This window comes from Rothia sp. HMSC066H02, assembly GCF_001814995.1.
Taxonomy (GTDB): domain Bacteria; phylum Actinomycetota; class Actinomycetes; order Actinomycetales; family Micrococcaceae; genus Rothia; species Rothia mucilaginosa.
The window spans coordinates 534-20583 of record NZ_KV818667.1; the positions used below are offsets into that span (position 1 = coordinate 534).

Sequence of the window (20050 nt, forward strand, 5' to 3'; positions counted from 1 at the left end):
CCCCCCCCCCCCGCAGCCCCTATTCCCATGCCCTACGTCCGGGCGCCCATACCTATAGGTACAAAAAGCCCCTCCCCTTCCGTCCGGCAAGGAACAGAAGAAGAGGGGTACAGCTACAGAGCGCTGAAAGTTGAGTACGGGGTTAGTACTGTGGAGGCGCCTCATTCGCCATATTGTTGAAGCGCGAGTACTTACCGCTAAACGCCAACGGAATAGTACGAGTCGGACCACCACGGTGCTTAGCAATAATCATGTCCGCCTCACCCACGCGCTCACTATCCGGGTTATACATATCCTCACGATGCAGCAGAATCACCATATCCGCATCCTGCTCAATAGAACCCGACTCACGCAGATCTGAAACCATCGGACGCTTATCAGTACGCTGCTCCGAACCACGGTTCAGCTGAGACAGCGCAATCACCGGAACATCCAGCTCCTTAGCCAACAGCTTCAGGCTACGAGAGAACTCCGAAACCTCCTGCTGACGCGACTCAACCTTCTTACCCGAACTCATCAGCTGCAAGTAGTCCAGCACCACAAGCTTCAAATCATTACGCTGCTTGAGGCGACGACACTTCGCGCGAATCTCCATCAGAGTCATATTCGGCGAATCATCAATAAAGAGAGGTGCAGAATCAATACGACCCTGCAAAGTCGCCAGGTTCGTCCAACCCTCAGTATCCAGGTCACCCTTCTTCAGACGACCCATCGAAATCTTGCCCTCCGCAGAGAGAATACGCATCGCCAACTCAGTACGACTCATCTCCAGCGAGAAAAACACAGTCGTCATCTGATGATGAATAGACGCAGAACGAGCAATATCCAGAGCCAAAGTCGACTTACCCACACCCGGACGAGCCGCAATAACAATCATCTGGCCACCGTGCAGACCACCGGTCAGCTCATCAAACTCAATAAAGTCAGTCGGCACACCGTACACGCCATCGGGGCGGTTCGAGTTCGCATCAATCTCATTGATGGTCTCCTCCAACGCCTCAGAGAAAGACACATAGTCTTCCTTCGCGTTACCATCAGTCACCGCATAAATCTCAGCCTGCGCCTGATCTACCAAAGTATCGACCTCAGTCTCATTGGCGTAACCCAGCTGAGCAATCTTCGTACCCGCCTCAATCAGGCGGCGCATAATCGCGTGCTCCTTAACAATCTCAGCGTAATACTGAGCGTTAGCAGCAGTCGGAACCGACGCAATTAGCGTATGAATATAGGACGCACCGCCCACACGAGTCAGCTCGCCGCGCTTCTTCAGCTCATCAGCAACCGTAATCGCATCCGCAGGGCTGCCGTGACCGTAGAGAGAAAGGATCGCCTCATAAATCGTCTCGTGCGCAGGCTTATAGAAATCAGACGCACGCAGGCTCTCAACCACATCCGCAATAGCGTCCTTTGACAGGAGCATGCCACCGAGCACCGACTGCTCAGCCACATCATCATGGGGCATAGTGCGGGAACCATAATCAATGGCAGTTTCAGACATGCTTATCCTCGCGTTTCAATCCGATATCTACGACGTTCCAGAAACAATTTCTGCAGAACTCCAATGCTAGTTTCTCACGAAGGCACACGCGAAACACATACACGCCTAACGGGGAGCGCGCAGATAATCCTCGATCTTCTCAACGGCGAGCGCCGCACCATCCATAGTGCGCATTGCCTCACCCAGCTGTCGCGCCCTAGCGCGCATGCCCTCATCGCTGAGCAGACGGTCCAGAATATCGCGCACATTGCCGCGGCGCACATCATTCTTCGTAAAGCGCAGGGCGTTACCGTAGCGCACGCACTCCTCAATATTCCAGCTCTGCTCCGCCTGCATCGCAATACCGGCAAACGGCACACCCGCCAGGCACGCCGTCTGTACTGTCCCCTCACCGCCGTGGGTTATCGAGGCATCAATATGGCCGGCGAGCAGATGCGCTGGAATAGTCCCGGGAACAGTCCCGGCGAAATGGATATTGCTGCCCAGCAGGTGGGTGTCCAAGAGCTGCACCCCGCCGCCGACCAGCACATCCACCGGAGCGGCTGAGAGCTGACGAAGCACCTGCGCCAAAATATCTGCGGAGCCAGACGACCCCATTCCCACATACACCAGCGGGCGGTCTCTAGGCTCGCGAACAATCTGCGTCAACTCACCAGGTGCACGGTAATAAATAGGCCCCACACTAACGTCGGGCTCTACCAACGAATCCCCGCGCAGCTGCGTAAACAGAGAACAGATAAGATTCACATCGGCGCTGAGCATATCCACAGTACGGCGAGGAAGCCTCAGCCCATGCTCACGTGCCACACGAGTAAAAGAAGCCGGCTTATACGAAAACACCCGCGCCACCGCACGCAACCACCCCGGTGCCGCAAGCTCACCGCCTACAGGCTTCTTCAAAAAATACGTCGACGAGTAAGCGTACGGGCGCGCATAGAAAATAGGGACACCCGCAATACGCGCCGACAGCAGCATCGTCAGATTAGAACCAATCACCACAGCATCCGCTCTAAAGTCACGGATAGCCTCAAGCTCAGCGTTGACCCGCCGACGCACCATATCGGTCGTGAAAGGATGCCGCACTCCCCTGCCCTGATCCAGCGCCATAATCTGCTCCGCCTCAGCATCGCTCATGATCGGCTCGCGAAGATGCACAGGAAGCCTGGCGCTTTCCAGCAGCCCCAAATACTTAGGGGAGTACACGTGGAACAAGACCGTATGACCTCGCTCCCGAGCCACACGCGCTATCTCAATGCAGCGAGTGGTTTCACCCATATTGAAGCTTTCGGGAGAGAAAAGAATACGGCTCATAACAAACTCCGGCAGGCGCACACGTGACTGAGCCGAATCTGCGGCTCATAACCTCACCAGTGTAAAACGGAGCCCCAGTATTCCTCGTTATACGGGGGAATACTGGGGCTCCGTTTCGCTGTATAAGCTTTGCGGTGTGATTCTGTCTTACTTCTTACGCAGAATCAGACCGATAGCGCCAATATGGTCGGCGTGGCGGCGGAACACACCGCGCATACCCAGCACACGCTCACGAATCTGCGGCTTACGCGCCAGATTGAACGCAATCTTCGCAACGCCAGCAGGACCCTCATCAGCCAGCAGACGCTTCGGCTCCAGCAGAGCCATATCGGTCTGGTACACATCCAGCACCTCAAAGCCAGCCTCTTCCGCCAGAGCAGTCCACTCGGCAACAGTCAGCGGGCGGGCATTCACGCGGATAGTGCGCGCCAAATCCTTCTGAATCTCTTCCTTCAGCTCGGGGCGCAGATAATCGGGAACCAGCGACATCTCGTGAATAGCGTAGTAGCCGCCCGGACGCAGCAGACGAGCCGCCTCACGCATAATCTCCAGCTTGTGCTTATCGGTCTGCATGGTCAGCATCGCCTCGCCCACCACGGCGTCATAGCTTTCCGAGGGCAGACCGGTCTCCTGTGCGCTAGCGTTCACCACACGGTAGTTCGGCTTAGTCGATGCACCAATACGCTCGGTTACGATTTCAGCAGCCTTGGGATCAAGGTCCACACCGGTATAGCTCTTGGGGGAACGCTTCACAATCTCCAGGGCGGTAATACCCAGGCCCGGCGCAAACTCCACGACGTCAATGTCGCCGCCCAGAGCACGAGCCAGCAGCCAGTTGGTGGTCTCGCGGCCGCCGGGGCGCAGAACCTTCTTGCCCAGCTGAGCCAGAAGCCAGTGACCTGCCGCCTTGTCGGCGGGGCGGTCGGTACCGGGAACGGAAGGGGTCTTAGACACGGAAGACAACTCCTCAATACTTGTATTTAATATGCAAAATTTATCTTCCCTAATTCTAGACCCGCCACCCCAAGAAAGGAAATGTGACGTTATATAGAAGTGTGGTTGCCCTTTGTTACAGCATGCCGCAACACCGCTACAGCCACCATTGCGGCACGCCTTAGAGATTAAACAGAAACTGGAGCTGGATCTCTCGATCCAACCCCAGTCTCATCACACACACATACATACGAAAATCAGAGCCACTTCCGCAAGGAAAGTCCAACTTTCTGATGGTCCTCTCGAACCATCTATATAAAGTATTACGCGTAAACCTTTATTCCCTGTAGGTTAAAGCTGTAAGAAAGCTGGGAATAGATTTTTCTTCAACATCGGGGTGCAGTACCCCGAATTTCACGCGGAAACTACACGTCGCGTTAAAAGAAGAAAGGCAAGGCGCTTTTGCCTTGCCATCCTTCTTTCGCTAGCGGGCGACCCCGCTACACGAAACACACACATTCACATCGCAGTCCTCTCGAACCAACACTTATAGTAAACACCTCCAACCTTATGGGAGGATTGAATTTCGCTGGAAACAAGCTGGGAGAAAACCAACAGAACCCTGAGAGCTTTGATATTGTGCAGTTTGCGGACTCTAAACCGGGCTAATAAGCCGCCATATACAGACCCAGCAGCACCAACGGGTTAGCCACTACAGAAATAACCGCCAAGCAAATATTAGCCACGCGGTACTGACGGAACTTCACCAGACCCACCAGCGCGCACACCAGCGCAACACTGGATGCAAGGCCGCCAACCACCAGCAAAAGAAGCAGAAGAGCAGTAGCGACATTAGCGTCCGCAAATGGGATAACCGCTAGAGCGCACAGCAGCAAATTGACGCACTCCAACACCACACCCGTGGACAGAAGCTGAGCGCTAGAAGACAAACGTGAAAAAGATCGAGCCATGTCTACCAGTCTACGGGGTCAATTGGCGTACTTCGCAGTCGCAACCGCTCTAACCACCAATCCTTCTACTGCCCTACCCCTATTCTCAACCTCTCAAAAACAATGTTTCACGTGAAACATGTACAGGAGCGAATACAACAAACGGGGTGCCCCTCACGAAGAGGGACACCCCGTCCGACACTCAACGCCACAGCATCAAAGCACCAGCGTCAAATATCTAAAAATCTACTTACGCAGCAGCAACGACGTCCAGGACAACGTTAGCAACAACGTCAGCGTGCAGGCGGACAGTCACCTTGTACTCACCGGTGCGCTTGATAGCGGAACCCAGGTGGATGGTGCGCTTGTCAACGGAACCAATGCCAGCAGCCTCAATAGCCTCAGCAATAGCCTCAGCCTTGACGGTACCGAACAGGCGGCCGTCAGCGCCAGCCTTGTGTGCAACGACAACCGGCTTAGCAGCCAGGGACGCAGCAATTGCCTGAGCCTCTTCCAGAGAAGCCTTAGCACGAGCCGCACGAGCGGCGCGGATGGACTCAACCTGCTTCTCGCCACCCTGGGTCCAGGTCACGGCGAAGCCGCGGGGCAGCAGGTAGTTACGTGCGTAACCGTCCTTAACGGTGACAACATCGCCAGCTGCACCGAGGCCGGAAACTTCCTGAGTCAGAATGATCTTAGCCATGTTACTGTCTCTCCTTCTCTTTAGCGGCCAGCGCCGGAGTAGGGCAGCAGTGCAACTTCGCGGGCGTTCTTAATAGCCTGAGCGATCTTGCGCTGCTCCTGAACGGTCACGCCAGTCACGCGGCGAGCGCGGATCTTGCCGCGGTCGGAGATGAACTTGCGCAGAAGTGCGACGTCCTTGTAGTCGATAACGGTGACGTCAGCAGCCTTGAGGGGGTTCTGCTTGGGTTTGGGCTTACGGATTTCAGCCTTAGCCATCGTGGTGCTCCTTAGAGTTGGGAGCCCGCGGCGGATAACCGCGGGATGGATTGATAAATTACTATTCGGAAAACGAAACCGGCTTAGAACGGAGGTTCGTCGTCGGCGCCGCTACCCCAGTCATAGTTACCACCAGACTGAGAACTCCACGGATCAGCAGCAGGAGCTGCGGGGGCCGCCGGAGCAGCCGGAGCGGAGTAGCCAGACTGGCCAGAGTAACCATTACCCTGAGCAGCAAAATTGTTCTGCTGAGGAGCGGAGAAACCGCCCTGAGCAGCAGCGTTGTACCCAGCGCCACCGCCAAAGCCACCCTGCGCACCGCCACCGAAGTTATTACCTCCGGCAGAACGCTGTGCGCGAGTCACCTGAGCAGTAGCAAAACGCAGAGTCGGGCCGATCTCCTCGACCTCAAGCTCAAACGAAGTACGACGCTCGCCTTCCTTGGTCTCGTACGAGCGAGACTTCAGACGGCCCTGCGCGATAACCTGAGTACCCTTCTTCAGGGTCTCTGCAACATTCTCAGCGTAACCACGCCACACCGACGCACGCAGGAACAGGGTCTCCCCATCCTCCCACTGGTTCGTCTGGCGGTTAAAAGTACGCGGAGTCGATGCGATCGTGAAATTAGCAACCGCCGCACCCGCAGGGGTGTAACGAAGCTCCGGATCGCCAGTCAGATTACCAATAACGGTAATAACGGTATCGCCTGCCATTTGATGCCTCCTCGATAAGAGTTACAAGTATGTTGAATCCAGTACAGCGCAACCCCCTGACATTTTTAGGGGGTCAGCCGACCGGAAAGACCAACTACTTGCTGGAGATCTTCTGATCCTCCGGGCGGATGATCTTGGTACGCATGACGGACTCGTTCAGGTTCAGAACACGATCGAGCTCAGCTGCGGTCTCGGGGGTAGAGGTGAAGTTCACCACTGCGTAGATACCCTCAGACTTCTTCTGGATCTCGTATGCCAGGCGACGACGGCCCCAGATATCGACGTTGTCGACGGAACCACCCTCGTTGGTCACGATCTCGAGGAACTTGGACAGCGACGGCTCAACCGCACGGTCCTCAACCTCGGGGCTGAGGATAACCATCAGTTCATATGCACGCATGATTAAACCCCTCCTTTGGGCTAAACGGCTATGGGATTTCCATAGCAGGAGATTCATTGTGCTCTACACGTGAAGCACACCGGGTGGGGAACACGCATAGATTTCTTAACAATACACGAGAAAAAGCAAATAGAACAGTACCGCACCGCGTGACCTCAACCATGCGATGCGGTACCAAAAACCGCAGAAGCTACGCCTCCCGACGCTGCTCCCACCACTGCACCAGACGAGCCTTCGCCTCCTCCTCAGGAAGCGAACCCTCATCCAGACGCACATTCAACAAGAACTTATACGCCTCACCCACCACCGGGCCCGGCGCAATACCAAGAATCTGCATAATCTGACCGCCATCCAAATCCGGACGAATCGAATCCAGCTCCTCCTGAGCAGCCAACTCAGCAATACGACGCTCCAAATCGTCATACGCCTCAGCCAGCGAGCGCGACAGACGACGATTACGAGTCGTCACATCAGAACGCGACACACGATGCAGACGCTCCAACTGATCGCCCGCATCACGCACATAACGGCGCACCGCAGAATCAGTCCAACCCGACTCACGGTAACCATAGAACCGCATATGCAGCTCCACCAGACGAGCCACAGCCTTAATCGTGTCATTATCAAAACGCAGCGCACGCATACGCTTCTTCACCATCTTCGCGCCCACCACCTCATGGTGCAGGAACGAGACGGAGCCGTCCTTCTCAAACTTACGAGTCTTCGGCTTACCAATATCGTGCATCAACGCCGCAAAACGCAGAATAAAATCAGGAGCCGGGCACGGACCATCCTCGTCCGTCTCCTTCTCCATCGCCTGCTCCATCACCTTCAACGAATGCGCATACACATCCTTATGGTGATGCGCAGGATCCATCTCCATACGCAACGCAGGAAGCTCCGGCAACACATAATCCGCCAGACCCGTATCCACCAGCAGGTTCAAACCCACCCGCGGATAATCCGACTCAATCAGCTTCACCAGCTCATCACGCACACGCTCAGCCGAAATAATCTCAATACGGCCAGCCATCTCACGCATCGCCTCGAAAACCTCCGGGGCAACCCCAAGATTAAAACGCGCAGCAAAACGAGCCGCACGCATCATACGCAACGGATCCTCAGAAAAAGACTCCTCCGGCGAGCGCGGAGTACGCAAAACACCCGCACGCAAATCCTCAACGCCACCAAACAAGTCAACAACCTCACCGCTCGGCAAAGCCGCCGCCATCGCATTAATCGTGAAATCACGACGCACCAAATCAGCACTCAAATCCGTGCCGAACTCCACCGTCGGCTTACGCGAATCCGAAACATACACCTCAGCACGGTACGTGGTCACCTCATACACCACGCCGTTCTTACGCGCACTAATCGTGCCGTACTCCTTGCCGATATCCCACGTGTGTTCACCCCACGCACGCAGAATCTGCTCACTCTGCTCCGGAGTAGCATCCGTCGTCAAATCAAAATCGGTGAAGAGACCATCCTCAACCCGCAGATTATCGCGGACAATACCGCCCACCAAGTACAGCTCAAAACCCGCCGCACGGTACAGTTCTCCCAGCTCGGCGGCATCCGGGTACTTCGATACAACATCAATAATCAGCGACATAATCCTTTAATCGTGCCAGAAAAACCACCCACGCGCCCACCCCACACCCACAACACCACACCAAAGACAGCTATCTCACCCAAACCGAGGCACCAAAACCTCAGCCTATCGGTTAAGGTAGAACCATGAGCATTCCCGTACCCCGCGCCCCCAAAACGCGCTTCACCGCGCCCGCGCGAGCGGTACCCGCCCCCGAAGAAGTCTCCGCAGGCGGGCTCATCATCGACTTCGACCGACCCGAACAGCTACCCGTAGCCATCATCGCCCGCATCAACCGCAACGGACAACGCGAATGGTGCCTGCCCAAAGGCCACATCGAACACGGCGAAACCACCGTCGAAGCCGCACAACGCGAAATCGGCGAAGAAACCGGAATCACCGGCTACCCCGTAGCCTCCCTCGGCACCATCGCCTACTGGTTCACCTCCAACGGCACGCGCATCCACAAAACCGTGCACCACTACCTCTTCGCAGCAACCGGCGGAGAACTCAGCATCGACAACGACCCCGACCACGAAGCAATCGACGTCGCATGGGTCCCCCTCGAAGAGCTCCCCACCCGCCTCTCATTCGCCAACGAGCAACACATAGCCCGCAGCGCGCGCGAATACATCACCACCCAGCTCTAAACACCCGTTAAATAGAGCCCAAAAACTAAAAGAAGCAATCACCCGCCGACACAGGAGAGACATACGTGGCACGTAACGACGCCCGCTCAAGCGCAATCATGGCAGCAGGCACCCTCGTCTCGCGCATCCTCGGATTCGTCAAGACCATCCTGCTCACCGTAGCCATCGGCTCACTCTCAACCGTCGGCGACGTCTTCGAAACCGCCAACACCCTACCCAACCTCATCTACGTCCTCGTAGCAGGTGGCGTGTTCAACGCAGTCCTCGTACCCCAAATCATCAAGGCAGCCAAAGCACAAGACGGCGGCGCACGATACATCTCCAAACTCGTCACCCTCACCGTCACCGCAATCGGCCTCATCACCATCATCACCGTCGCCTGCGCCTGGCCCATCATCAGCATCATGGGCTCAGGCTGGAGCCCCGAACAACGACAGCTCGGCTTCATCTTCTCCCTCTGGTGTCTACCCCAAATCTTCTTCTACGGCCTCTACACCGTCATCGGACAGGTCCTCAACGCCAAAGACGCATTCGGCGCCTACATGTGGTCGCCCGTACTCAACAACGTCATCACCATCCTGTCGCTGTTCCTGTTCGTCTTCCTCTTCGGCGCACAGACCCCCAACCCCCACCCCATCCACACCGTAGAATCCTGGACCAACGCACAAACCCTCGTGCTCGCCGGCTCCTCCACCTTCGGCGTCATCATGCAGGCACTCGTCCTGTTCATCCCCCTACGCAAGCTCGGCCTGCGCCTCAAGCCCGACTTCGCATGGCGAGGCATCGGCCTGCGCGCAGCTTCCAAGCTCGCCGCCTGGACCCTCGCCTCCGGTATCATCTCCAACCTCGCCTTCCTCTACATGACCAAGGTCGCTGCAGGCATTGTCGGTCAGCGCGAACACTACGCCGCCCTCGGCATCCAGATCCCCGGCCTGCAGGCACTCAACTACGCCTCCATGCTGTACATGCTCCCGCACGGCGTCATCGGCATCTCCATCGCCACCGTGCTCTTCAACCGCATGAGCGCCTCCGCCATCGCCGACGACAGCGACAGCGTCATCTACGCGCTCTCCCACGGCCTGCGCAACGCAGCCGTAGCCACCGTCTTCTGCATGGTCGCACTCATGGTCCTGGCAGGCCCCATCGCAGTGCTCTTCAGCGGCGGCGACCCCATCGCAGCAACCATCATCGCCAAGCTCATCGTCATCACCGCGCTCGGCACCCCCACCCTCACCATCAACTACCTCTACAGCCGTGTGCTCTACGCCCGCGAAGACGCACGCACCCCCTTCCGCATCCAGGTGTACTCCGCCATCATCATGGTCATCATGAGCTTCGCAGCATCCCTGCTCGACGCCCAGTACACCGTATACATGCTCGCCTTCATCTACCCGGTGCACAACATCCTGATCCTGTTCATCAGCCACCACATGGTCCGCCGCCGCCTCGGCTACTACGGCCAGCGCGGCATCGTCAGCGCCTACTCCCGCACCACCCTTGCATCCCTCTTCGCTGGCGGCATCGCAGCCATTGCGCTCTGGCTGCTCGGCGGCTACCAGCTCGACGGATTCGCCTGGGCGTCCAAGCTCACCGCAATCATCACCCTCGCCGTATGCGGCACCGTCATGGGACTGGCATACCTCGCCGGTATACAAATCTTCCGCGTCAAGGAAGCCAACGCACTACTGGCCCCCCTCCCCTCCAAACTTGAGCGTTTTGCCCGCCGCTAAAGTAGCAACAACGCCCAAACCGGGTAGCTGCCCGTGCACCCACCGCACCCCACACCGGGCCCGCAGAGGACACAGGTAGCCACCCGGACGCCACAAACTATCACTCAGCCCCAGCATCCTTCAATGCCGGGTAGAATCTAATAGTCAGGGCCCGCCACACGGCAGGCACTATGAAACCACCTCGGGAGAACACGTTGTCGCAACAGATTCCGGTCGGATCGGTCCTCGGAGGCCGCTACGAGATCACCGCACACATCATCATTACGGCAGAATCCGACATGGTGCTTGAAGGCACCGACCAGATTCTCAACCGTAAGGTCTCGGTCGTCGTCGCATCGCCCAGCCGCAGCGCACTGCTGGAAGCAAACTCCCGCGCGCTCGCAACCAACGCACGCGGCAACATCCAGATCCTCGACCTGGGCATCACCCCCGAAGGTAGCCGCTACCTCGTCACCTCCCACACCCGCCCCGACACCCTGCTGGACACCCTGCTGGTCGAAAACCACGCACTCTCCAACGCAGAGGACGCGCTGGGCACCGAAATCTTCGGCGACTCCGAAAGCGGCAGCTCCCCCAACACCTACGAGAAGGTCTCCACCTCCACCGCCAACCAGGAGAGCATCACCGCCGCCAAGAACTGGAACGCATCCGACGGCACCGCCATCACCGCGTACTCCGAACCTACCAGCATCTACGAAGATGACGAAGATGACGAAGACGAAGAAGACGGCAGCCGCGGCACCTGGGCCGTCGCCCTGGCAGCAGTCCTGCTGCTCGTCATCGTCGCAGGCGGTATCCTCACCTCCCTGGGCGCAATCGGCTCCAACCAGGCAGCCGGCCCCCACACCCCTAAGACGTCCGCATCAGCTTCCGAATCGGCTGAGGCAAGCGCCAACGCATCGGCATCCCCGACCGCTAAGGCGTCGAACGCACCGGCTAAGATTGCGTCCGTGGCCCGCTTCGCACCCTCGGACACCACGTTCATGAGCGATATGGACACCCTCATCCCGAACCTGACCGACGGTAACGCCAACACCGCATGGATCAGCTACGGCTTCGGCACCGCCAACTACGCCGGCACCATCAAGGAATTCGGCCTGGCACTGAAGCTGCAGACCCCCACCGTCGTCTCCAAGCTGACCATCCAGCAGAACACCGGCACCGGCGGCTCCTTCACCGTCTACACCAACAGCTCCGCATCCCTGAACGGTGCGGTTGAGGTCGGCAAGGGCACCTTCGAAGGCAAGGACGCGGTCGTCACCCTGGACACCTCCAAGCAGAGCGCAGAAAAGGGTGCCTACGTGATCATCGTGGTCAACGAGCTGCCCCGCCTCTCCCTGCCGATTGGAAATTGGAGTTACGGTCTGCGCATCAACGAAATCAAGGTGGACTAATCAACCCATAACGTGACGCCGACAGGGCGCTCACACCCCAGACACAAGGGCGGGGCTTCTGAACTCAACAGTTCGGAAGCCCCGCCCTTTTTGATGTTCATTTATGACTCTTTATGGCAGGGTCGCTACTCAAAGATTCACAGTGCGCGGAGTATCTGGATAAGGGTCCCCCAAAAATGGAATAATCGAGGATAAAGCCCTGTTATAGGGGCAGAACGAAAGACCTACAACGGAAAGATATATCTGATGACTGAGAATCTGGGAGGCCTCTTCGGAGGCTCCGCCCTGGGCAATCTGAACCTCGCATCCGCACCCGCCACCAAAGCGGCACCGGCTGCCGAGGTTGAGGCCGACGCAACCGTCCACAACGTCATTATTGTGGGCTCCGGCCCCGCTGGCTACACCGCCGCAATCTACGCGGCACGCGCCGAGCTGAAGCCCGTCCTCTTCGCCAGCTCCCTGGCACCCGGCGGCTCCCTCATGAACACCACCGAGGTGGAGAACTTCCCCGGCTTCATTCAGGGCATCCAGGGCCCCGAGCTGATGGAGAACATCGGCCAGCAGGCCGAGCGTTTCGGCACTGACATCCGCTACCAGGACGTAGAGAAGGTTGAACTCACCGGCGACGTGAAGAAGGTCTACACCGCTGACGGCGCCGTTCACCTGGCAAAGACCGTCATCATGACCACCGGTTCTCAGGTCCGTAAGCTCAACATCGAGGGCGAAGACCGACTCTCCGGTTACGGCGTCTCCTGGTGCGCAACCTGCGATGGCTTCTTCTTCAAGGACAAGGAAATCGCAGTGGTCGGCGGCGGCGACTCCGCGCTGGAGGAAGCGCTGTTCCTGACGACCTTCGCATCCAAGGTGTACCTGGTGCACCGCCGCGATTCTTTCCGAGCTTCGGAAATCATGCAGACCCGCGTGTTCAACAACCCGAAGATTGAGGTTGTCTGGGACTCGGCTGTCACCGCCGTTCACGGCGAGAGCAACCTCGAGTCGATCACCCTGACCAACACCAAGGACGGTTCTGAGCGCCAGCTGGCTGTTCAGGGCCTGTTCATCGCTATTGGCTCCGATCCTCGCGTGGAACTGGTACGTGACCAGCTGGAGATTACCGAGAACCACACCATCGCGGTTCAGGGTCGTTCCTCGAAGACTTCCGTTCCCGGCGTTTTCGCTGCCGGTGACGTGATTGACCCGACCTACCGCCAGGCAATTATTGCTGCCGGTTCCGGTGCTGTTGCTGCTCTGGACGCGCAGCACTACCTCGAAAACCTCTAAACTATTCGTATTATTCGCAGGGGAATCCACCCCGTGTCAGAAAGGAGCACTCCATGAGCAGTGCACAGCAGGCAACTGATGCCACTTTTGACGAACTGGTTCTGAAGAACGACAAGCCCGTTATCGTGGACTTCTGGGCTGAATGGTGCGGCCCCTGCCGCATGGTTGGCCCCGTGATTGACGAGATCGCTGGCGAGTACGCAGGCCAGGTCGACGTGGTCAAGGTAGATGTTGAGGCAAATGGCGATACCGCCATGAAGTACGGCATTACCTCTATTCCCGCCATCTACCTTTTCAAGGGTGGCGAGGTCGTCAAGAAGACCGTAGGCGCTAAGACGAAGCCCGCTCTGCTGGCCGAGTTCTCCGAGCACCTGGGCTAATCTTTCGAGCAGCTAGAGAAAAACCCTCGGTGATGTTTCACGTGAAACATCACCGAGGGTTTTTTATATATGCAACTGATTTCAGTTGCTAAATATTGTTTTATGCGAAAATTTAGCCCGAGAAATCAGAATCTAAAACGCGGATAATGCGGTTCAGATCCTCAACATTCGCAAATTCGATGGTCATCTTACCCTTGCGAGCACCCAGCGAAATCTTCACCGAAGTATCGAGCTTGTCAGCAAAAGCCTCCGCAATATAATCCAGGCGCTCACGGTGCTTCTGAGGCTGAGGAGCCTTACGCTCCTTCACCTCCGCAGCGCCGGATGTATGGTTCACCAGCTCCTCAGTTGCGCGAACCGACAGCCCCTCGTTCACAATCTTCTGCGCGAGAGTCTCAATCTGAGCCTGGTCGGTCAGAGCCAGCAGGGCACGCGCGTGACCCGCGGAGAGAATACCCGCCGCAACGCGACGCTGCACCAGAGCCGGCAGCTTCAGCAGACGAATCGTATTCGAAATCTGGGGGCGAGAACGACCAATACGCTTAGCCAACTGCTCCTGAGTAGTGTCGAACTCCTCCATGAGCTGTTGGTATGCCGCTGCCTCTTCAATGGGGTTCAGCTGGCTGCGGTGCAGATTCTCCAGCAGGGCGTCACGGAGCAGGTCGCCGTCTTCAGTCTCACGAACAATCGCCGGGATGGTGGTCAGTCCAGCCGCCTGGGTTGCACGCCAGCGGCGCTCACCCATGACCAGTTCGTACTTTTCGGCGCCGCTTTCGCGAGAGGGACGCACAACAATCGGCTGCAGAACACCAATCTCACGTACCGAGTGGATGAGCTCTTCCATGTCCTGCTCATCAAAGTCGGTTCGGGGCTGCTTGCGGTTCGGGTGGATATCGTGAACGTTCAGCTCGGCAAACTGGGCACCGGGAACCGGAACCAGACCGCTCTGCTCCTCAGAAGCGGACTGCGGGGTGGAGACATCTTCACCAAAGAAGAAATCCACCGGGCGGCGAGTCAGGGTGGTGTTGCGCAGTGCCGCACCCATATCCACGCGAGACTTCTTCTTCGATGTTTCACGTGAAACATCCTGCGAGGAGGCGGGAGCTTCGACCTTCTCCTCTGCCTTCTCAGCTTCAGCAGGCTTTTCCTGAGCGGGTGCAGCTTCAGCAGGCTTAGCCTCTACAGACTCAGCCTTAGCACTCTTACGCTGTTTCTCCGGCTTAGCCTCGTGAGCCATTTCGAAGAGACCGTCAGTCATCGGCTCTTCAATCGGAGTAGACACATTCTTGGGTGCAGTCTTTACTGCAGCAGTCTTTTCGGATGCCTTCGCCTCAGCATTACCAGAATTCTTCGTACTCTGAGGGATCAGCGCCCCCAGGCCACGACCCAAGCCGCGTCGCTTTTCAGCCATCGTTACTCCTTAGGACTCCCGGACGAGCCCGCTCATTTTTTCTTCTTCATCTAGTGTAAACGAAATAAGCACCCGAAAGCAGGAGTGAAAACTGCACAGCACATAATCCAAATTATTCCCAATAATTAATTCTCTAAGGCTGTTTTCTCGTGTTTCACCCAGAAAATTCCGCACACAATAAGCCCTTTTGGAATCATCAATAGACAATCCAAAAGGGCTCATTTCAAAAGATTTAGATTATGCGGATCGGCGCGAGAGCTCCTGTGCCGCCTCGCGGTAGGCGCGAGCGCCAGTCGACGAAGAATCGTAGGTGATGACGGTCTGCTGATAGCTGGGAGCTTCAGAGATACGAACCGAACGAGGAATCTTGACCCCCAGAGTCTCCTCCGGGAAGTGCTCGCGCACCTCCTCTGCCACCTGGAATGCCAGGTTGGTACGAGCATCGTACATGGTCAGCAGGATTGTACTGATGCGCAGCTTGGAGTTCAGGTGCTTCTGAATCATCTGAATATTCTTCAGCAGCTGGCTCAGGCCTTCCAGGGCATAGTACTCGCACTGGATCGGAATCAGAATCTCTTCTGCCGCAACGAAGGCATTGACAGTCAGCAAGCCGAGGCTCGGCGGGCAGTCGATGAAGACATAGTCCAGGCGCTCCATACCCTGCTTCTCGCGCCATTCGGTGTAATCCATCAGGGCATTCTTGAGGCGAGTCTCGCGCGCAACCAGGGAGACCAGTTCAATCTCCGCACCCGCAAGGTCGATATTGGCGGGGGCGCAGAACAGGCCGGACATGTCGGGGCATTCCTGAACAATTTCAGAAAGCGGCTTATCCTCAATCAGAACATTGTAGACGCTGGGAACATCCACGCCGTGCTCAATGCCCAGTGCGGTCGAGGCGTTACCCTGCGGGTCGTTATCGATCACCAGGACGTTCAGTCCAGCCTCCGCGAGCGCGGCTGCGAGGTTCACGGCGGTGCTGGTTTTACCCACGCCACCCTTCTGGTTCGACACGGTGAAGACACGCGTATGCACAGGCTTGGGGAGTAAATCTGCAACAGATTTCTGAGCTTGAGGAGTCATCGGGTGCCTTCCATATTCCGGGTGGTGTGTCTACGGTGATGCTTCGTCTGGTGCCTCGCGCGTGGCAATACTCTGCGGTATTTGTGCGCGAGGCGGGTCTACTCCCCTACTCCCCTGCCACTACTCATTCCCGACATGTTTCACGTGAAACATACTCCGCGAGGTGATGAAGTCTGCAATGTTTCACGTGAAACATTGGTGCTGCCCGAATGGTTTTGAAGGACTCGAGGTCCCCTAGCGAACCATCAGGTTTTGATGCAGAGGAGTCTAAGGTTTCAATCCTTCCTTAAGGGTACCCGGCATCAGGTCAATACTCCACGCGAGAGGTCATTCTATGTACTCTACGGATGCAATTGCCGCGCACGCCCGGCAAGCCAGCGCACAAAAAATAGGCGATACCGCGTAAGCCAGCCTATTCACTAGCTCCTTGCGGTACCGCCCATTCGGGACGAAACCTTTAGAGGCGAACTCGAACCACCGTCGTCGGCTCTTCAAGCAGGTCGCCGCCGGCGGTGAGAATCTCGGTCTCGCGTGCACCGTAACGGTTCAGCTTCTTCTTCGCCTTAGTAATCTCCTCCGCGGCGCTACGACCCTTCAGAGCCAGCAGCTCACCGGTGCCGCGCAGAATCGGCAGAGTAATGTCCAGCAGGCCCACCAGAGCGGACACAGCACGCGCAGTCACCACATCGGCCTCCACGGCACCCACAGCCTGCTCAGCACGCGAGCGCAGCACGGTCACGTTATCCAGGCCCAGATCCTCAACAACCTCATTCAGCCAAATCACGCGGCGCTCCAGAGGCTCAATCAGGGTCAGCTTCAAATCCGGGCGGGCAATCGCCAGGCACAGACCGGGCAGACCGGCACCAGAGCCAACATCAGCCACCGACGCGTTCGGCGCAATGTACTCCTGCACAACGGCACAGTTCAGCACGTGGCGAGCCCACAGGCGCGGCACCTCACGCGGGCCAATCAGACCACGCTCAATACCGGTCGTCGCCAGGTGCTGCACGTAGCGCTCCGCCAGAGGCAGACGCTCACCGAACACAGCCTCCGCAGCGGCGCGCTCATTCTCATTGAGAGCAACCATCGAAGTCTCCATACTAGGCTCCTACCTCGGGAAGAGAAATCACCACGTGACGGCGAGGGCCCTCACCCTCAGACTCGCTGTACAGGCCAGCAGCAGCCACCACATCGTGCACGACCTTACGCTCGTACGGGCTCAGCGGCTTCAGGTGCTCATCACGACCGGTAGCGCGCACCTTCTCAATCGCGTCAGCAGCGATCTTCTCCAGCTGCTCACGACGCTCAGCACGGTAACCTGCGATATCCAGAATCAGGCGGGAACGGGTGCCGTTACCAGCCAGGACGGAGAGGCGCACCAGCTCCTGCAGAGCCTCCAGAACCTCGCCGTGGCGGCCAACCAGGTGGCGCAGTTCCTCATTGTCATCATCGTCATTAACGACCGACAGGTAGATGCGGTTATTGCGCACCTCAATATCAATGTCGCCGTCCATATCGACAATATCGAGGAGCTCCTCGAGGTAGTCAGCGGCGATATCGCCTTCCTCGTCGATGTCCTCAAAATCGTCTTCTTCGCCCTCAAGGGGCTCCTCTACCAGCTGCTCCTCAACGAGCTGTTCGTCCTCATATTCCATAGCTTCAGTCACAATAATCCTCGGGGTGTTCGGAGGGGTGTCCTAGGGGTAAAAAGTATCTCATACACGGCGCCGGGCCCGCGCCACACGTGGCGAGAACCCGGCCCGAATCACGGAAGAAAACTACTTCTTTCCGTTCTGCTTATTGCGTTGCTGCTTCTGGCGCTTCTTACCAACCGGCTGCTGACGCTGACCCGCAGCGGCACGCTCACGAGCCTCCTGCAGATCCTTCTCGTGCTGCTCACGGGTCTTACCAATCGGAGGCAGGCCCTTCGCAGCACGGCGAGCGTTCAGCTCACGCTCCGCCTGAGAACCGGGGGTCGGGTTATTGCGGATAACCCACCACTGCTGACCCAGCGACCACAGGTTCGAAACGGTCCAGTAGTACATAACACCCAGCGGGAAGTTAATACCGGAAACAGCGAAGATGATCGGGAAGATGTACATGATCATCTGCTGCTGACGGAACATCGGAGAGTTCAGAGCCGCCTCCGACATGTTCTTCACGCTCAGCTGCTTCTGAATGTAGAACTGGGTTGCACTCATCAGAACAATCATGATGACCGCCTGAACAACGGTCGCAGTAGTATCGCCAGCGCCAGGGTGCAGCATGGTCGCGAACAGCTGCGCGCCAAAAATCTGCGAGTCATTGAACTGGTGCACCAGATCAGCCGGCAGCATGAGCACGCTCTCGTTACTCTGCGCCGCGGTGGGAACGCCCATCAGCACCTGGTACAGACCGAAGAAGATCGGCATCTGAGCCAAAATCGGCAGACAGGACGCGAAGGGGTTCGTACCGTGCTTACGGTACATTTCCATCTGCTCCTGAGCCATAGCCTGGCGGGAGAGCTGGTCCTTCTTGCCCTTGTACTTCTCCTGCAGCTTCGCCATATCGCCCTGCATCGCGGTCATACCGCGCATAGCCTTAATCTGCTTGACGAACAGCGGAATGGTCAGGGTACGCATCACCAGGGTCAGGAAGATAATGCACAGAACCCAAGTCAGGCCGGAAGCCGGGTCCATGCCCAGCGAGGTGAAAAGAGTGTGGAACAGCCACAGGACCACGGAGACGATCCATTTAAACGGCCAAAGAATCAAATCAAAAATATTCACGCGGGAATACTCCTTAAGGACTCGGCTAAGTCATTGTGTGGGAGGCGCCGCCTACTCAGGGCGGGCGTCACCACCGGTGTGAGGGGTGTAAAGATGGGGGTGGTTGAGCAGAATAATTTTCGGTTCTGCTCCGGGAGCGAAAGTACGCTTCCCCTCCGGGACTGGGTCGATACCTCCGGTCGCCCAGGGAACACACCGCAGAATACGGCGCACCGTCAGGGAAAGCCCGCCCATCGCACCGTGGGTGGTTAGCGCCTCCAGAGCGTAGGCTGAGCAGGTCGGGTAGTAGCGGCACACGTCCCCGTAGAGGGGGGATACGACCTTGCGGTAGGCCTTCATGCACGCGATCAGCAGGTTCTGCGGTAGAACGTAGAGTGCCTGCAGGAAAGTTTCAGGCCTCACGAATTCGTTAGGTGCTAGTGCCAGTAGCTCGTCGGGGCCCAGAGTCTCGGCAGAGGCGCTATAGGTGCCGCTGTGATGCGCGTGGAAGCGTTCTTCACAGCGGTCACGCTGGGAACGGCTCACGGCTTCTCCTTGATCTGAGGCAGGTCGAGCTTAGCGAACGCGGTCTCGAGTGCCGATTCGTAGTCGCGGCGCAGCTGATCCCAGCTGGCGCTCGCGGAGGCGGGAAGCGCTCGCACAGCAATGGCGTAGCCTTCCGGATGCGCGGCGCAGGTGAGCGCGGCAAGTTCACGCAACCGGCGCTTGACCAGATTGCGTGTGACTGCGTTGCCCACCGCCTTCGACACAATGAAACCTACCTGGGTTGTTTTTCCAGGATTTTTCGCCGTAGATACAACGATGTTCCGACGTCCTGTACGGATGCCGGAACGGAAGGCGTGGGAGAATTCTGCGCTGGTGCGCATACGGTGCCGTTGAGGCAGCACGTGTTCCCCTTTACGTAGTGTGGGAGATTCGGCTCATGTGGTGAGCTAACCTCCGCGTGTATTTCACGCTTAATGATAGTTCGCCCGCCGATGCGTGTGCATCGGCGGGG

The 20050-nt window shown here is 57.4% G+C and carries 21 protein-coding genes; 5 read left to right on the forward strand and 16 right to left on the reverse strand.

The genetic code is table 11. The features are described from left to right. Positions 1–142 precede the first annotated feature (142 nt). From dnaB to HMPREF2999_RS00045, 9 genes are all read right to left on the reverse strand, one after another. On the reverse strand, positions 143–1498 hold the full coding sequence (dnaB, locus tag HMPREF2999_RS00005; protein ID WP_070674133.1) for a replicative DNA helicase: 1356 nt from the start codon (positions 1496–1498) through the stop codon (positions 143–145). A 105-nt stretch (positions 1499–1603) separates the two neighbouring features. Continuing rightward, a complete protein-coding gene (locus HMPREF2999_RS00010; RefSeq protein ID WP_070674136.1) occupies positions 1604–2809 on the reverse strand; it encodes a glycosyltransferase in 1206 nt (401 codons plus the stop codon). 147 nt (positions 2810–2956) lie between these two features. After that, complete coding sequence (locus tag HMPREF2999_RS00015) at positions 2957–3763, reverse strand: class I SAM-dependent methyltransferase (protein WP_005508028.1); 807 nt, start codon at positions 3761–3763, stop codon at positions 2957–2959. Between the two features lie 644 nt (positions 3764–4407). Beyond that, on the reverse strand, positions 4408–4713 hold the full coding sequence (locus HMPREF2999_RS00020; RefSeq protein WP_044142258.1) for a hypothetical protein: 306 nt from the start codon (positions 4711–4713) through the stop codon (positions 4408–4410). Between the two features lie 229 nt (positions 4714–4942). After that, positions 4943–5395: a 50S ribosomal protein L9 gene (gene rplI / locus HMPREF2999_RS00025; RefSeq protein WP_005504050.1), complete on the reverse strand. Its 453-nt coding sequence runs from the start codon at positions 5393–5395 to the stop codon at positions 4943–4945. 20 nt (positions 5396–5415) lie between these two features. Next, a complete protein-coding gene (gene rpsR, locus HMPREF2999_RS00030) occupies positions 5416–5652 on the reverse strand; it encodes a 30S ribosomal protein S18 (protein ID WP_004005948.1) in 237 nt (78 codons plus the stop codon). Between the two features lie 83 nt (positions 5653–5735). Beyond that, complete coding sequence (locus tag HMPREF2999_RS00035; RefSeq protein WP_049338566.1) at positions 5736–6365, reverse strand: single-stranded DNA-binding protein; 630 nt, start codon at positions 6363–6365, stop codon at positions 5736–5738. A gap of 94 nt (positions 6366–6459) precedes the next feature. Then, complete coding sequence (gene rpsF, locus HMPREF2999_RS00040) at positions 6460–6765, reverse strand: 30S ribosomal protein S6 (RefSeq protein ID WP_005504056.1); 306 nt, start codon at positions 6763–6765, stop codon at positions 6460–6462. Between the two features lie 190 nt (positions 6766–6955). Beyond that, a complete protein-coding gene (locus tag HMPREF2999_RS00045; protein ID WP_070674140.1) occupies positions 6956–8380 on the reverse strand; it encodes a CCA tRNA nucleotidyltransferase in 1425 nt (474 codons plus the stop codon). A 125-nt stretch (positions 8381–8505) separates the two neighbouring features. Between HMPREF2999_RS00045 and HMPREF2999_RS00050 the strand changes: the two genes are divergently transcribed. From HMPREF2999_RS00050 to trxA, 5 genes are all read left to right on the forward strand, one after another. Continuing rightward, on the forward strand, positions 8506–9009 hold the full coding sequence (locus HMPREF2999_RS00050; RefSeq protein ID WP_070615706.1) for an NUDIX hydrolase: 504 nt from the start codon (positions 8506–8508) through the stop codon (positions 9007–9009). Between the two features lie 65 nt (positions 9010–9074). Continuing rightward, positions 9075–10739, forward strand: coding sequence for a murein biosynthesis integral membrane protein MurJ (gene murJ / locus HMPREF2999_RS00055; RefSeq protein WP_070697681.1), 1665 nt, complete (start codon positions 9075–9077; stop codon positions 10737–10739). Positions 10740–10933: 194 nt separating this feature from the next. Beyond that, on the forward strand, positions 10934–12133 hold the full coding sequence (locus HMPREF2999_RS00060) for a serine/threonine protein kinase (RefSeq protein WP_246823044.1): 1200 nt from the start codon (positions 10934–10936) through the stop codon (positions 12131–12133). Between the two features lie 246 nt (positions 12134–12379). Beyond that, a complete protein-coding gene (trxB, locus tag HMPREF2999_RS00065) occupies positions 12380–13414 on the forward strand; it encodes a thioredoxin-disulfide reductase (protein WP_049341938.1) in 1035 nt (344 codons plus the stop codon). A gap of 53 nt (positions 13415–13467) precedes the next feature. After that, positions 13468–13794, forward strand: coding sequence for a thioredoxin (gene trxA, locus HMPREF2999_RS00070; RefSeq protein WP_005504074.1), 327 nt, complete (start codon positions 13468–13470; stop codon positions 13792–13794). A 112-nt stretch (positions 13795–13906) separates the two neighbouring features. On the opposite strand, the gene HMPREF2999_RS00075 is transcribed toward trxA, so the two are convergent. From HMPREF2999_RS00075 to rnpA, 7 genes are all read right to left on the reverse strand, one after another. Further along, positions 13907–15205 (reverse strand): ParB/RepB/Spo0J family partition protein, encoded by a 1299-nt coding sequence (locus HMPREF2999_RS00075; protein ID WP_070674152.1) that lies wholly within the window; start codon positions 15203–15205, stop codon positions 13907–13909. 237 nt (positions 15206–15442) lie between these two features. Beyond that, complete coding sequence (locus tag HMPREF2999_RS00080; protein WP_005508021.1) at positions 15443–16285, reverse strand: ParA family protein; 843 nt, start codon at positions 16283–16285, stop codon at positions 15443–15445. Positions 16286–16742: 457 nt separating this feature from the next. Continuing rightward, positions 16743–17384, reverse strand: coding sequence for a 16S rRNA (guanine(527)-N(7))-methyltransferase RsmG (gene rsmG / locus HMPREF2999_RS00085; protein WP_083315054.1), 642 nt, complete (start codon positions 17382–17384; stop codon positions 16743–16745). A 1-nt stretch (position 17385) separates the two neighbouring features. After that, complete coding sequence (locus HMPREF2999_RS00090; RefSeq protein WP_070674155.1) at positions 17386–17952, reverse strand: Jag family protein; 567 nt, start codon at positions 17950–17952, stop codon at positions 17386–17388. A gap of 111 nt (positions 17953–18063) precedes the next feature. Next, positions 18064–19053 carry a membrane protein insertase YidC gene (gene yidC / locus HMPREF2999_RS00095; protein WP_005504085.1) on the reverse strand — a complete coding sequence of 330 codons (990 nt, stop codon included), beginning with the start codon at positions 19051–19053 and terminating at the stop codon, positions 18064–18066. 51 nt (positions 19054–19104) lie between these two features. After that, complete coding sequence (gene yidD, locus HMPREF2999_RS00100) at positions 19105–19578, reverse strand: membrane protein insertion efficiency factor YidD (RefSeq protein WP_005504090.1); 474 nt, start codon at positions 19576–19578, stop codon at positions 19105–19107. Next, complete coding sequence (rnpA, locus tag HMPREF2999_RS00105; protein WP_070674157.1) at positions 19575–19940, reverse strand: ribonuclease P protein component; 366 nt, start codon at positions 19938–19940, stop codon at positions 19575–19577. Before rnpA ends, yidD begins: the two co-directional genes overlap by 4 nt. Positions 19941–20050: the final 110 nt, after the last annotated feature.

What these genes read in the sequence shown, in the direction of transcription:
- trxB (WP_049341938.1), top strand. Translation starts at nt 12,380, where the DNA reads ATGACTGAGAATCTGGGAGGCCTCTTCGGAGGCTCCGCCCTGGGCAAT.
- HMPREF2999_RS00010 (WP_070674136.1), bottom strand. Translation starts at nt 2,809, where the DNA reads ATGAGCCGTATTCTTTTCTCTCCCGAAAGCTTCAATATGGGTGAAACC.
- rsmG (WP_083315054.1), bottom strand. Translation starts at nt 17,384, where the DNA reads ATGGAGACTTCGATGGTTGCTCTCAATGAGAATGAGCGCGCCGCTGCG.
- HMPREF2999_RS00020 (WP_044142258.1), bottom strand. Translation starts at nt 4,713, where the DNA reads ATGGCTCGATCTTTTTCACGTTTGTCTTCTAGCGCTCAGCTTCTGTCC.
- dnaB (WP_070674133.1), bottom strand. Translation starts at nt 1,498, where the DNA reads ATGTCTGAAACTGCCATTGATTATGGTTCCCGCACTATGCCCCATGAT.
- HMPREF2999_RS00080 (WP_005508021.1), bottom strand. Translation starts at nt 16,285, where the DNA reads ATGACTCCTCAAGCTCAGAAATCTGTTGCAGATTTACTCCCCAAGCCT.
- rpsF (WP_005504056.1), bottom strand. Translation starts at nt 6,765, where the DNA reads ATGCGTGCATATGAACTGATGGTTATCCTCAGCCCCGAGGTTGAGGAC.
- trxA (WP_005504074.1), top strand. Translation starts at nt 13,468, where the DNA reads ATGAGCAGTGCACAGCAGGCAACTGATGCCACTTTTGACGAACTGGTT.
- HMPREF2999_RS00050 (WP_070615706.1), top strand. Translation starts at nt 8,506, where the DNA reads ATGAGCATTCCCGTACCCCGCGCCCCCAAAACGCGCTTCACCGCGCCC.
- HMPREF2999_RS00075 (WP_070674152.1), bottom strand. Translation starts at nt 15,205, where the DNA reads ATGGCTGAAAAGCGACGCGGCTTGGGTCGTGGCCTGGGGGCGCTGATC.
- rpsR (WP_004005948.1), bottom strand. Translation starts at nt 5,652, where the DNA reads ATGGCTAAGGCTGAAATCCGTAAGCCCAAACCCAAGCAGAACCCCCTC.
- HMPREF2999_RS00045 (WP_070674140.1), bottom strand. Translation starts at nt 8,380, where the DNA reads ATGTCGCTGATTATTGATGTTGTATCGAAGTACCCGGATGCCGCCGAG.
- HMPREF2999_RS00035 (WP_049338566.1), bottom strand. Translation starts at nt 6,365, where the DNA reads ATGGCAGGCGATACCGTTATTACCGTTATTGGTAATCTGACTGGCGAT.
- rplI (WP_005504050.1), bottom strand. Translation starts at nt 5,395, where the DNA reads ATGGCTAAGATCATTCTGACTCAGGAAGTTTCCGGCCTCGGTGCAGCT.